This window comes from Micromonospora sp. DH14 (assembly GCF_029809455.1).
Classification (GTDB): domain Bacteria; phylum Actinomycetota; class Actinomycetes; order Mycobacteriales; family Micromonosporaceae; genus Micromonospora; species Micromonospora parva.
In genome coordinates, this window is record NZ_JARVKT010000005.1 from 95,880 (window position 1) to 108,649 (window position 12,770).

Below are 12,770 nucleotides of genomic sequence, written 5' to 3' on the forward strand. Positions count from 1 at the left end.
CCTGCTCGGCGCTGCCGACACCCAGCTCCATGGTCACGGCCTGTCCATCTCCCCCGTACCGTTGGCCTGGGCCCCCGCGGCCTGCGCGGCGGCGGCCTGTCGGGCCGCCTCCGCCTCGCGCAGGTCCTGGCGGCGCTGCGCGTACGCCTCGGTGCCCTTGCTGGGTTTGCGGCGACGCGGCGGCGCGGTGACCCCCGGGGCCAGCTTGCGCGCGGACACCAGGAAGGCGGTGTGCGCGATCATCCGGTGGTCGGGGCGGACGGCGAGGCCCTCGGCGTGCCAGTCGCGCACCAGGGACTCCCAGGCCCGTGGCTCGGTCCAGCCGCCGCGCTCGCGCAGCGCCTCCACCAGCTCGGAGAGCTGCGGTGTGGTGGCGACGTAGCCGATGAACACCCCGCCGGGCACCAGCGCCCGCTCGACCATGTCGAGGGTCTCCCAGGGGGTCAGCATGTCCAGGATGATCCGGTCGAAGCCGGTCTCCTGGCACTGCGCGACGTCGCCGACGTGCAGGTGCCACGAGGGGTGCGGCCCGTTGAAGAACGCCTCGACGTTGCGCTTGGCGATCTGGGCGAAGTCGTCGCGCAGCTCGAACGAGTGCAGCTCGCCCTCGGTGCCGACGGCGCGCAGCAGGGAGCAGCTCAGCGCGCCGGAGCCGGCGCCGGCCTCCAGGACCTTCGCACCGGGGAAGATGTCGCCCATCGCGACGATCTGCGCCGAGTCCTTCGGGTAGATCACCTGGGCGCCGCGCGGCATGGACAGCACGTAGTCCGACAGGAGCGGCCGCAGGGCCAGGAACGCGGTGCCACCGCCGGAGGTGGTCACCACGCTGCCGTCGGGGAGCCCGATCAGCGCGTCGTGCGCCAGGATGCCGCGGTGGGTGTGGAACTCCTTGCCGGGCTCCAGCGTCACGGTGTGCATCCGCCCCTTGGGGTCGGTCAGCTGGACCCGGTCGCCGGGCCGGAACGGCCCGCGGTGCACGGGTGTCAGCGCCGGGGTGGCGGCGTCGGCGGCGACGGTGGAGGGAGTTGCGGTCACGGTGTCATCTTCCGGTTGGGTTCGAGGAGCTGTGCCAGGTCCCCGATGTGCAGAATGCCGACGACATCTTCGCCTGACGTCACCACGTACTGCGCGCCCGGGTGGGTCTGTACGGCCTCCATCACCCGCTCGCCGTCCCACCCGAGCGACAACGTGGGAAGTGTGCCCAGCGACCGGGCGACGGCGTCCACCGCCAGCCACGGTCGGCGCTCGACCGGCACCGCGTTTGCGGCGGTCGGGTCAACCAGCGCCACCGGTCGACCGGTGGAGTCGGTGACCAGCAGCGCGGCGGTCGGCTGCCCGCTCTCGGCGCGCCTGCGCTCGGCCTCGGCCAGCGGTGTGCCGGTGGCCACCGGCCAGACCGGGCGGGCCAGCCGGGCGAGGTCGATCAGCGGGAACCGGCGGCTGACCCGGGCGGCCCGGATCGACTGCCCGGCGCCGCGCCAGAGGGTGACGGCGACCAGCAGCATCAGCGGCAGCGCCAGCGGCGCCAGCCGCCGCTCGACGGTGAACAGCAGCACCAGGGCCGCGGTGCCGACGGCGACGATCCGGCCGGCCCACCCGGCGACCTCGGTGCCGAGGTGCCGGTCGCGGGTCAGCATCCACACGGCGGCGCGCAGCGCCCGGCCGCCGTCCAGCGGCAGCCCGGGCAGGCTGTTGAACAGCGCCACGATGACGTTGCTGACCGCGAGCTGGAAGGCGAGCTGGTGGGCCACTGTCCCCTCGGGCAGGGCGAGGGTGGCGGCGACAGCCAGGACGCCGAGCACCGCGGAGACGGCCGGGCCGGCCAGCGAGACCAGCAGGTCGACGCGGGGCGACGGGGCGTCCCGGTCCATCTCGGTGTAGCCGCCGAGCAGCTCCAGGGTGATCCCGCGCACACCGATGCCGTACCGGCGGGCGGTGAGGGCGTGGCCCAGCTCGTGCAGCAGCACCGAACCGAGCAGCGACACGACGAACCCGAAGCCGATCAGGTAGCCGCTGAGCTGCGGCAGGCCCAGTTGCCGGCGGGCGAACTCGCCGTACAGCACCGCGATGAGCACCGCGAGCAGGACCATCGAGCCGTTGAGGTGCAACGGCACCCCGAACACCCGTCCGACGTTCAGGCCGAGACGCCGGTCCGGTCGGCGCGGCGGCCGGGTTGTCTGCTCCATCGCCACGATGCTACGGACCGCCGCTGTGCGGGGCGGGCGGCGGTCGGTGTCACACCGGTGCCCTAACCTTTGCCGACATGACGGCGGAATCGGTCACCACCCCCCAGCCCTCTCCCGCGGCGCAGGCGCCGCCGACGGTGCGGGCCTCGCTGTCGCCGTCGCGGGCGGCGGATTTCAAGACCTGCCCGCTGCTCTACCGGTTCCGCAGCATCGACCGGCTGCCCGAGCGCACCACCATCGAGCAGGCCCGGGGCACGCTGGTGCACGCGGTGCTGGAGCGCCTGTTCGACCTGCCCGCCACCGGCCGCACGCCGGAGGCGGCCGGTGACCTGGTGGCCCCCCAGTGGGACCGACTGGTCACCGAGCAGCCGGAGCTGGCCGGGATCTTCGACGGCGCGGAGCCAGCCGGCCCGGTGGAGTTCCTCCGCTCCGCGGCCGGGCTGTTGCAGGGTTACTTCGCGGTGGAGGACCCGACCCGGCTGGAGCCGGCCGAACGCGAGAGCCTGATCTCCGCGGTGGTCGACGAGGAGCTGCTGATCCGGGGCTACCTCGACCGGCTCGACGTCGCCCCGGACGGCGCGCTGCGGGTGGTCGACTACAAGACCGGTGGCGCCCCACGGGAGGCGTTCGAGGCGCGGGCGCTGTTCCAGCTGAAGTTCTACGCCCTGGTGCTGTGGCGCACCCGGGGGGTGGTGCCCCGGGTGCTGCGCCTGCTCTACCTGCGCGACGCCGAGGTGTTGGACTACACCCCGGACGCCGACGAGCTGGTCCGCTTCGAACGCACGGTGGTGGCGCTGTGGCGGGCGATCGAGCAGGCCACCGCCCGGCAGGATTTCCGGCCCCGGCCGAGCCGGCTCTGCGACTGGTGCAGCCACCAGGCGCTGTGTCCCAGCTTCGGCGGCACCCCGCCACCGTTCCCGGTCGCTGCCGCGAGCGCCGACCCGCTGCGCGACTCCCGGTCCACCCCGGTGGCGCCGGGCGCCGACGAGTGACGCTGCCCCGTGGGCGAGCCGCCGACCGGCTGCTCGACCTGGGCACCGGCACCGCCCGCTGACCGACGCGCCTGCCCCGGCGCGGCGTCGCCGGTCGACCCCGGGGCGCGCCCGACGCCGGTGACCCGACCGCAACGGCGCCGCATCGGTCGGGACAGGGCGACCGGCCGGCCTCTACGGTGATCCGCGACGCACCGGTTCCGGTGGGCGAGGATGACCGGTGCGCGCCACGGGGCCGGCGGGACAGGAGACGAGATGAGCGATCGGGCACCCTCCGCGCGGCCGGTGCGGATCCTGCTCGCCGACGACCAGCCGCTGCTGCGGACCGGGTTCCGGATGGTGCTGGGCGCCGAGAGCGACCTCGACGTGGTGGCCGAGGCCGGTGACGGGGTGGAGGCGGTGGAGTTGTCGCGCCGGCTGCTGCCGGACGTCGTGCTGATGGACATCCGGATGCCCCGGATGGACGGGGTGGCGGCGACCCGGGCGATCGTCGACGCCCGACTGCCGGTACGGGTGCTGGTGCTGACGACCTTCGACCTGGACGAGTACGTGGTGGGCGCGTTGCGGGCCGGTGCCAGCGGGTTCCTGGCCAAGGACGTGCCGGCGGAGGATCTGATCTCGGCGATCCGCACTGTCGCCGGGGGCGACGCGGTGGTGGCGCCTCGGATTCTGCGGCGTCTGCTGGACCGCTTCGCGGAGTTGCTGCCCGACCCGGCGGTGACGCCGTCGGCGGCGCTCGACGCGCTCACCGACCGGGAGCGTGAGGTGCTCGTGCAGGTCGCCCGGGGGTTGTCCAACGCCGAGATCGCGAGGGTCCTGTCGGTGAGCGAGACCACCATAAAGACCCACGTCGGGCACGTGCTGACCAAGCTGCGGCTGCGCGACCGGGTGCAGGCGGTGGTGCTGGCGTACGAGTCGGGGCTGGTCCGCCCCCGGGCGTAGCCGGCACCGGCCCGGCTACCTCACCTGGCGTACTCGAAGATCCCTCCGTGGGGGGACGGCTGGCGTTGCCGCCGTCACCTACCGTGACCGGAGACGGCCCGGTTCGGTTGACCCTCCTGTGGCGTCAGGCGGAAGTGTTGGTGCTGCCGCCCGCCGGGGGTGGGGAAAAACGGTCTGCCGGTCGTCATGTCAGGGGCAACCCTGATCCGACATGGGGGTGCACCCGCAGCGGGAAATCCGCACCGGGTCCCCCCAGGGTCGGACGGTACGGGCGAGGACAGCACCGATGATTGAACAGTCGCGCCGGACCATCGGGGGGCGGCGTGCGTTTTCGGACAGACGGAAGAGGTAGATGACGTGACCGCGACGGTAGGCCAGCAGGCGCAGGCCGCGGCCCGGGCGAACGACGTGTGGAAGGTGTACGGCAGCGGCGAGGCTCAGGTCATCGCGCTGCGGGGGGTCAGCGCCGAGTTCGAACGTGGCCGCTTCACCGCGATCATGGGCCCGTCGGGTTCCGGCAAGTCGACGCTGATGCACTGCCTGGCCGGTCTGGACTCGGTGACCCGGGGGACGGTGGCGATCGGCGAGACGACTGTCACCGGGCTGGGCGACGCGGGCCTGACGAAGCTGCGGCGCGACAAGGTGGGCTTCATCTTCCAGCAGTTCAACCTGCTGCCGACGCTGACCGCCAAGGAGAACATCCTGCTGCCGTTGTCGATCGCCGGGCGTAAGCCGGATCCGGCCTGGTACGACACGGTGATCGAGACGGTGGGTCTGAAGGACCGGCTGGACCACCGGCCGTCGCAGCTCTCCGGTGGACAGCAGCAGCGGGTGGCGTGCGCGCGGGCGCTGGTCTCCCGCCCTGAGGTGATCTTCGCGGACGAACCGACCGGCAACCTGGACTCGCGCTCCGGCGCGGAGGTGCTCAGCTTCCTGCGCAACTCCGTGCGCGAGCACGGCCAGACCATCGTGATGGTCACCCACGACCCGACGGCCGCCGCGTACGCCGACCGGGTGGTCTTCCTCGCCGACGGTGAGATCGTCTCGGAGCTGATCGAGCCGACCGCCGAGACGGTGCTGGACACCATGAAGAAGCTGGACACTCCGGCCGAGGTGGGCAACTGATGTTCCGCGCGACGCTGAAGAGTCTGCTGGCCCGCAAGGTCCGGCTGATCCTGTCCGGCCTGGCGGTGGTGCTCGGGGTGATGTTCGTCTCCGGCGCGTTCGTGCTCACCGACACGCTGGGTCGCTCCTTCGACTCGATCTTCGCCGACGCCTACTCGGACGTCGACGTGAACGTCGCGGCGAAGCCGAAGGTGCAGGTCAACGAAATGGAGGGTGAGCAGACCGCCGCCGCGCTGCCCGCCGCCGTGGTGGACCGGGTCACGCAGGTGCCGGGGGTGGCGTCGGCTACCGGTGTCGTCGCCGCCGACGGCGCCCGGATCATCGGCAGCAACGGCAAGGTGGTGACCTCGTTCGGTCCGCCGCAGTTGGGCGAGAACTGGACCGGCGAGGGCGAGCTGCTGCGGCTGCGTGAGGGGCGCGCGCCGCAGGCCGAGGGCGAGATCGTCATCAACAAGGCGTTGGCCACGGCCGCGAAGGTGCAGGTCGGCCAGAAGGTCGGCGTGCTCACCGCGTTCGAGTCGAAGAAGCGGGACTTCACCCTGGTCGGTGTCGTCGGTTACAGCGGTGACCGGGACTCGATCGGTGGCGCCAACGAGGTCTTCTTCACCACGCCGGTGGCGCAGCGGCTGATGCTCGGCGAGCCGGATGTGTTCAGCAACATCACCGTACGCGCGGCCGGTGGGGTCTCCGACGAGACGCTGCGCGACGACGTGAGCCGTGCCCTCGGGGCGGACTTCGAGGTGAAGACCGGCGAGCAGTTGGCCGCAGACGCCGCGGGTGGTCTGAAGGAGGGCCTGTCCTTCTTCAACAAGATCCTGCTCGGTTTCGCCGCGGTGGCGCTGCTGGTGGGCACCTTCCTGATCCTCAACACGTTCTCGATCATCGTGGCGCAGCGGACCCGGGAGTTGGCGCTGATGCGCGCCATCGGGGCCAGCGGGCGGCAGATCATCGGTTCGGTGGTGCTGGAGGCCATCGCGGTGGGGTTGATCGCGTCGGTGCTCGGCCTGGCGGCCGGCATCGGGGTGGGCGCGCTGCTGGCGTTCCTGTTCGGCAAGTTCGCCGGTGGGCTGGCCCTGGCCGGGATCGGCGTGCCGGCGGCGGCGGTGATCGGTGCGTTCGCCGTCGGTCTGGTGATCACCGTGGTGGCGGCGCTGCTGCCGGCGCTGCGGGCGTCGCGGATCCCGCCGATCGCGGCCATGCAGGACGTGGCCACCCCGGACCGGCCGTTGACCAAGGTCACCGTGGCCGGATCGCTGGTCACCGGCGTCGGCGCGGTGCTGCTGTTCCTCGGGCTCAGCGGCAACGCCGGCGGTCAGACGCTGTCCACGATCCTCGGTGGGGTGCTGTTCGCCTTCATCGGGGTGGCGCTGCTGACCCCGCTGATCAGCCGGCCGGTGGTGAGCCTGCTCGGCGCGATCTTCTCCTGGTCGGTGCCGGGCAAGCTGGGCCGGCTCAACTCCGGGCGCAACCCGCGCCGCACGGCGATCACCGCCGCCGCGCTGATGGTCGGCATCGCGCTGGTCACCGGCGTCACTGTCATCCTCGACTCGGCCAAGGGCAGCATCAGCGCGCTCGCCCAGGACACCATCAAGGCCGAGCTGGTGATCGCCGGCGTGCAGGGCGGTCCGCGTCCGCCGTCGTTCGACCCGGGGGTGCTGGACCAGGCCAAGGCCCTGCCCGGTGTGCAGCTGGTCGACGGCGAGTACGGCGACATGGCGAAGATCGACGGGGAGAGCACCTGGGTGGCGGCGAGCAGCGACCCGGCGTCGCTGCGGCAGATCTTCGGGGCGAAGCCGACCGCCGGCGACATCGACCGGATCGGGCCGACGCAGATGTTGGCCAGCTCGGACACGGCCACCTCCCGTGGCTGGTCGGTCGGCTCGACGGTGACGGTGCAGCTGACCCGGGGCGAGGCCCGCACCTACACGGTCAGCGGCATCTACGAGTCGTCGCAGCTGACCAACCCGGTGACGCTGCCGCCGGCGGCGGCGAAGAACTTCGCCATCCCGCAGCCCATCCAGGGCTTCATCCAGCTGGCACCGGGCACCCGGGTCTCCGACGTGCAACCGCAGGTCGAGGCGTTGCTCGTGGACAGCCCCGAGGTGTCGGTGGCCGACCGGGACGCGTTCATCAAGCAGCAGACGAGTTCGCTCGACGGGTTGCTCACGATGATCCAGATCCTGCTCGCGCTGGCCATCGTGATCGCCGTGCTGGGCATCATCAACACCCTGGCCCTGTCGGTGCTGGAGCGGACCCGCGAGTTGGGTCTGCTGCGGGCGATCGGCCTGCGCCGGTCCCAGACCATGGGGATGATCACCGTGGAGGCGGTGGTGATCTCGGTGTTCGGCGCGCTGCTCGGCGTGGTGGTGGGCACCGGTCTCGGCGCCGCGGTGGTCGAGGCGCTCAAGGACGAGGGCATCACCGACCTGATCCTGCCCTGGGGGCAGATGGGGGTGTTCCTCGGTCTCGCCGCCATCATCGGCGTGGTGGCCGCGGTGCTCCCGGCCGTCCGGGCGGCCCGGATCAACGTGCTGGGCGCCATCGCCCACGACTGACGCCGCAGTCGAAGGGGCTCCCGCACCGCGGGGGCCCCTTCGTGCGTCAGGCTGCGGCCCGGTCGGCCAGCAGGGCCGCGAGAAACGCCAGGTCCACGCCGGTCAGGCTCTCCACCTGGCGTACGCCGACAGTGCTCGGCAACGCCACCTCCGCCGGTACGGCCAGCACCGCCGCGCCGGAGGCGACCGCGCTGGCCACCCCGGTCGGTGAGTCCTCGATCGCCACGCACCGCCCGATCGGCACACCCAGCAGCCGGGCCGCGGTCAGGTAGGGCTCGGGGTGCGGCTTGGCGGCTACCACCTCGTCGCCGGCGACCACCGTGTCGAAGTTGTCGCGGCCGAGGGTGTCCAGGGCGATCTCGACCAGCGCCCGAGGGCTGGAGGTGACCAGCGCGGTGGGGATTCCCGCCGCGCGGACCGCGTGCACCAGCTCGAACGCGCCGGGCTGCCAGGGCAGGCCGGTGCGGAACAGCTCCAGGATCCGGGCGTTGATCCACGCCGCGCTGATCTCCGGATCCCGTTCGGGCTGGCCCAGGTCGTCGTGCAGGATGCGCATCGACTCGGCCATGGCGGTGCCGACGATCGACTGGCGGGCGTCGACGGAGAGCTCCCCGCCGTACTCCTTCGCGAGTTCCTGCAACGCGACGTCCCACAGCTTCTCGCTGTCGACCAGCGTGCCGTCCATGTCGAAGAGCACGGCGGCGGGGTAGGTGCTGCTCAGCGGAGCCTCCAGGGTCGTGGGCGACACCGGCGATCCTGCCAGCACCGCGCCTTTGCGATGGCGGCAACGGGCGCCGGAGTGACCCGGGCAACCCAGTCAGCCCAGGTCGCACTCCTTCAGGGAGCCCTCGTAGCCACGGAAGAACGAGTCGGTGCGCTGCTCGGCGGTGCCGTGCGCGCCCTCGGCGAACCACGGCTGGTCGGGGTCGTCGCCGACCGCCGCCAGCCCTTCGCGGAACTCGTCCAGGTCGCCCTCGGCGAGGGTCAGGGCATCCGAGCGCACCGAGTCGCCGAGGTACGCCCCGGCCATGCAGTCGGCCTGCAGTTCCTGCTGGATGGTGAAGCTGTAGTTGATGCCCAGCCGCACCTGGATGGCGTGCGCGTACTCGTGCCCGAGCAGGTAGAAGACGAACGCGTCGCCGACCTGGCGGAACGCCGCCACCGACCAGGCGACGTCGTAGGCGATGAAGTCGCCCCGCGAGCAGTAGACCGCGTTGTTGCGGGGCAGCCGCTGCCCACCGCAGGACACCTCGCCGTCGCGCTGGTACGGAATGATCTGCCGGATCGGTCGGAACTGCCGCCCCGATTCCTTGAACTGGGCCGCCCAGTACCGCTCGGCGACCGCCTGCGCGTCGGCGACGTCCTGTTCGAACTCGGCGACGCTGGTGGTGCTGTCGGCCCGGGTGGTGCTCGGGCCCGGGGAGGCGGCCGGCGGCTTCGCCCCGGGGCGCTCGGCCTCCGGCTCGACCAGCCCGCCGCCGGCGCAGGCGAGTGAGACCAGTGCGGCGATCAGCAGGCCCGCCAACGGGCCCCGCGCGTCGCGTCCGAACCGTGCCGCCACTGTGCCTCCCCAGACATCTGTGCTCGGGCTGCGATGTACCCCGACGATACGGCCGTCACGCCCACCACCGCATTCACGCAGACCGCGCTCAAACGGTTCACGCCGGGCGTCGCCGTGGCGGACGGTCGGGAGGATCGGTCAGCCGCTCGCCTCCCGCCCGCGCTGCCAGGTGTCACCCTGGTCACCGTGCCGTTCGGCCTCGTACCGGTGCTGCCGACCCCGGGCCTCCCGCCCCGCCGCCGGGTCGTCCCCGACGTCCACCCGCCCCCGCCGAACGACCGCCACCCAGGCCGCCCCCGCCACCACCACAAAAGCCCCCGCCACCACCCACACCACCGTCATTCCACCAACCTAATCCCCACCCACCACCCCCTCGTTCCCTGGTGATCAAGAGGTTGGCGTCAGCCCGCCCGGCATGTCGTGACGCAAACTTCTCGATCACCAGATCGGGTGGGGTGGGAGTGTCCGGGAGCGGGGGCTGGGTTCGACGTTTCGGGTGGGCGGTGCCGGGGCGGCACCGGAGACAGGAGGGCCACTGTGAAGTACATGATTCTGCTCTACGGGTCGCAGCAGGACTATGACGTGCTGTCCGGACGGGCTTCCGACCGGCCGGCGATGTCGGCCGAGCAGATCGCGGCGATGCACCACCACATGGAGACCTTCCACCAGGCGCTGGCCGAGTCCGGGGAACTGGTCGACGCCCGGGGCCTGAGCGAGCCGGTACACGCCCGCCGGGTGCAGGTACGCGAGGGAGCGCCCGTGATCACCGACGGCCCGTACCCGGAGACGCAGGAGGTCCTCGCCGGTTACACCATCGTGGAGTGCGCCAGCTTCGATCGGGCCACCGAGATCGCCGCCGGCCTCGTCGACCCGGACGCCCCCGGTGGGTACGTGGACGTGCGACCGGTGCTCGACGGCGTCGAGGACCTGGCCGGCTGACACGTGCCGGAAACCCCCGCCGAGGACCTGCTGCGCGAACTGGCGCCGCAGGTCCTCGGCGCGCTGGTCCGCCGCTTCGGGCACTTCGACACCGCCGAGGACGCGGTGCAGGAGGCGTTGATCGCCGCGGCCGACGGGTGGCCGCGCGACCGCGTACCGGACAACCCCCGGGGGTGGCTGATCACGGTGGCGTCCCGCCGGCTGACCGACCTGCTGCGGCGCGAGCAGGCCCGGATGCGGCGGGAGGACACCGTGGCGCGGTGGACGCTGCCCGAGCAGTGGCACGCGCCCGCCGCCGACCGTGCGGCGGCGGACGCCGACGACACGCTCATCCTGCTGTTCCTGTGCTGCCATCCGGCACTCTCGCCGGCCTCGCAGATCGCGCTCACGCTACGCGCGGTGGGCGGGTTGAGCACCGCCGAGGTGGCGCGGGCGTTCCTGGTGCCGGAGGCCACGATGACCCGGCGGATCAGCCGGGGCAAGCAGCGCATCCGCGACAGTGGGCTACGGTTCGCGCCGCCCACCGGCCCGGAGCGCGCCGACCGGTTCGCCGCCGTGCTGCACGTGCTCTACCTGATCTTCACGGAGGGGTACGCCCGCACCGCCGGGCCCGGGTTGCTGCGGGCCGATCTGACCGCCGAGGCGATCCGGTTGGCCCGCCTGGTGCACCGGCTGCTGCCCGACGATCCCGAGGCCACCGGGCTGCTCGCGTTGATGCTGCTCACCGATGCCCGCGCTCCGGCGCGGATCGGCGCGCACGGCGAACTCGTGCCGATGGCCGAGCAGGACCGCACGCGGTGGCGGGCCGACCAGATCGCCGAAGGAGTCGAGCTGATCACCGGTGCGCTGCCGCGCGGGGTCGTCGGGGCGTACCAGCTCCAGGCGGCCATCGCGGCGGTGCACGACGAGGCGCCCAGCGCGGCTGCCACCGACTGGGCGCAGATCACCGCCCTGTACGAGGTGCTCCTCGGGATGTCCGACAACCCGGTGGTGGCGCTCAACCACGCGGTGGCGGTGGCGATGAGCCGGGGCGCGCCGGCCGGATTGGCGCTGCTCGCCGACCTGGCCGACGACCCTCGACTCGCCGACGACCCTCGACTGCCGGCCGCCCGCGCCCACCTCTGGGAGCGGGAGGGTGAGCGGGTCGCGGCGCGCGAGGCGTACCGGATGGCGGCGGCGCGCTCGACGAACCTGGCGCAGCAGCGCTACCTGAACGCCCGCGCGGAACGTCTCGCGGGCGACCCGCCGCCCACCGACTGAACCAGCGGGCCGTGCCGCGGCACGCACTGAGCCGACGAGCTGTGCCGCGGCACGCGCTGGCGGCCAGGAAGCGTCACGGGCTGGCGGCCAGGAAGACGAAAGCCGCCAGCAGCACCAGGTGTACGCCGCCCTGCAACACGTTGGCCCGGCCGGGCACCACGGTGAGGACGGCGGTCACCGCGGTGAGCGCGAGCAGGGCGAGCTGGGTGCCGCCGAGGCCGAGCAGCAGCGGGCCCTCCAGCCAGATCGAGGCGACCGCGATGACCGGGATGGTCAGGCCGATGCTGGCCATCGCCGAGCCGAGCGCGAGGTTCAGGCTGATCTGCACGCGGTCGCGGCGGGCGGCGCGGGCTGCGGCCAGGGTCTCCGGCAGCAACACCAGCAGGGCGATGATCACACCGACGAACGCGTGCGGCAGGTTCGCCGCGGCGACGCCGGCCTCGATGGTCGGGGAGACGGTCTTGGCGTCGCCGACCACCGCGATCAGTGCCACCAGCAGCAGTCCCAGGCTCATCAGGGCCGCCCGGGTGCTCGGCGGCTTGGCGTGCTCCTCCGCGTCGATCACCTGGCCCCGGCTGTCGACCGGCAGGAAGTAGTCGCGGTGCCGACCGGTCTGCACGAGGACGAACAGCCCGTAGAGCGCCAGCGAGGCGACGGCGGCGAACGCGAGCTGGGCCGGGCTGAACTCCGGGCCGGGTCGGGCCGTGGTGAAGGTCGGAATGACCAGGCTCAGGGTGGCCAGGGTGATCACGGTGGCCAGGGCCCCGCCGGTGCCCTCCGGGTTGAACACCGCGACGCGGCGGCGCAGCGCCCCGAGCAACAGGGACAGGCCGAGGATCCCGTTGCAGGTGATCATGACGGCGGCGAAGACCGTGTCCCGGGCGAGCGACTGGGTCTTCTCCGGCCCGCTGATCATCAGCGTGACGATGAGGGCGACCTCGATCACGGTGACCGCGACGGCGAGCACCAGTGACCCGTACGGCTCCCCCACCCGGTGGGCGACCACCTCCGCGTGGTGCACGGCAGCGAGCACGGCACCGCCCAGCAGCACCGCGACCACCACGATGAGCAGGCCGGGCAGGTCCCGCCCCCAGGTGGCGACCAACACCAGCAGAGCGAGCACGGGTACGGCGAAGGTCCAGTCGGTCAGGCGGGAGCGAAGCAGGGCGGCCATGTCGTACAGAGTGCCAGGCCAGGTGATCATGTGCCC

12 protein-coding genes are annotated in these 12,770 nt (G+C 72.5%); 6 read left to right on the forward strand and 6 right to left on the reverse strand.

Features of this window, described 5'->3' with window-relative positions; translation table 11 throughout:
* Positions 1 to 33: 33 nt before the first annotated feature.
* Positions 34 to 987 carry a tRNA (adenine-N1)-methyltransferase gene (locus QCZ28_RS09335; protein ID WP_279516392.1) on the reverse strand — a complete coding sequence of 318 codons (954 nt, stop codon included), beginning with the start codon at positions 985 to 987 and terminating at the stop codon, positions 34 to 36.
* 44 nt (positions 988 to 1,031) lie between these two features.
* Positions 1,032 to 2,186 (reverse strand): site-2 protease family protein, encoded by a 1,155-nt coding sequence (locus tag QCZ28_RS09340; RefSeq protein WP_279516210.1) that lies wholly within the window; start codon positions 2,184 to 2,186, stop codon positions 1,032 to 1,034.
* A gap of 77 nt (positions 2,187 to 2,263) precedes the next feature.
* Here QCZ28_RS09340 and QCZ28_RS09345 point away from each other — a divergent pair, with 77 nt between their 5' ends.
* The 4 genes from QCZ28_RS09345 to QCZ28_RS09360 all read left to right on the forward strand — a co-directional run bounded on the left by QCZ28_RS09345 (position 2,264) and on the right by QCZ28_RS09360 (position 7,800).
* Positions 2,264 to 3,178, forward strand: a complete 915-nt coding sequence (locus QCZ28_RS09345; RefSeq protein WP_112670789.1) for a PD-(D/E)XK nuclease family protein — start codon at positions 2,264 to 2,266, stop codon at positions 3,176 to 3,178.
* 255 nt (positions 3,179 to 3,433) lie between these two features.
* Positions 3,434 to 4,120, forward strand: coding sequence for a response regulator transcription factor (locus tag QCZ28_RS09350; protein WP_279516211.1), 687 nt, complete (start codon positions 3,434 to 3,436; stop codon positions 4,118 to 4,120).
* Between the two features lie 357 nt (positions 4,121 to 4,477).
* Entirely contained in the window at positions 4,478 to 5,245 is a 768-nt protein-coding gene (locus QCZ28_RS09355) for an ABC transporter ATP-binding protein (RefSeq protein WP_279516212.1), read from the forward strand.
* Positions 5,245 to 7,800: an ABC transporter permease gene (locus tag QCZ28_RS09360; protein ID WP_279516213.1), complete on the forward strand. Its 2,556-nt coding sequence runs from the start codon at positions 5,245 to 5,247 to the stop codon at positions 7,798 to 7,800. Before QCZ28_RS09355 ends, QCZ28_RS09360 begins: the two co-directional genes overlap by 1 nt.
* A gap of 46 nt (positions 7,801 to 7,846) precedes the next feature.
* Here the strand turns inward: QCZ28_RS09360 and QCZ28_RS09365 are convergent, their stop codons facing one another.
* From QCZ28_RS09365 to QCZ28_RS09375, 3 genes are all read right to left on the reverse strand, one after another.
* Positions 7,847 to 8,497 carry an HAD family phosphatase gene (locus QCZ28_RS09365; RefSeq protein WP_279516393.1) on the reverse strand — a complete coding sequence of 217 codons (651 nt, stop codon included), beginning with the start codon at positions 8,495 to 8,497 and terminating at the stop codon, positions 7,847 to 7,849.
* Positions 8,498 to 8,617: 120 nt separating this feature from the next.
* Positions 8,618 to 9,361: a neutral zinc metallopeptidase gene (locus QCZ28_RS09370; protein WP_279516214.1), complete on the reverse strand. Its 744-nt coding sequence runs from the start codon at positions 9,359 to 9,361 to the stop codon at positions 8,618 to 8,620.
* 138 nt (positions 9,362 to 9,499) lie between these two features.
* Complete coding sequence (locus tag QCZ28_RS09375) at positions 9,500 to 9,703, reverse strand: hypothetical protein (protein ID WP_279516215.1); 204 nt, start codon at positions 9,701 to 9,703, stop codon at positions 9,500 to 9,502.
* A gap of 204 nt (positions 9,704 to 9,907) precedes the next feature.
* On the opposite strand from QCZ28_RS09375, the gene QCZ28_RS09380 reads away from it, so the two are divergent.
* Entirely contained in the window at positions 9,908 to 10,300 is a 393-nt protein-coding gene (locus QCZ28_RS09380; protein ID WP_279516394.1) for a YciI family protein, read from the forward strand.
* Positions 10,301 to 10,303: 3 nt separating this feature from the next.
* Complete coding sequence (locus tag QCZ28_RS09385) at positions 10,304 to 11,560, forward strand: sigma-70 family RNA polymerase sigma factor (RefSeq protein ID WP_279516216.1); 1,257 nt, start codon at positions 10,304 to 10,306, stop codon at positions 11,558 to 11,560.
* A gap of 73 nt (positions 11,561 to 11,633) precedes the next feature.
* Here QCZ28_RS09385 and QCZ28_RS09390 read toward each other — a convergent pair whose 3' ends face one another.
* Positions 11,634 to 12,734, reverse strand: coding sequence for an ionic transporter y4hA (locus QCZ28_RS09390; RefSeq protein ID WP_279516395.1), 1,101 nt, complete (start codon positions 12,732 to 12,734; stop codon positions 11,634 to 11,636).
* Between the last annotated feature and the right edge of the window lie 36 nt (positions 12,735 to 12,770).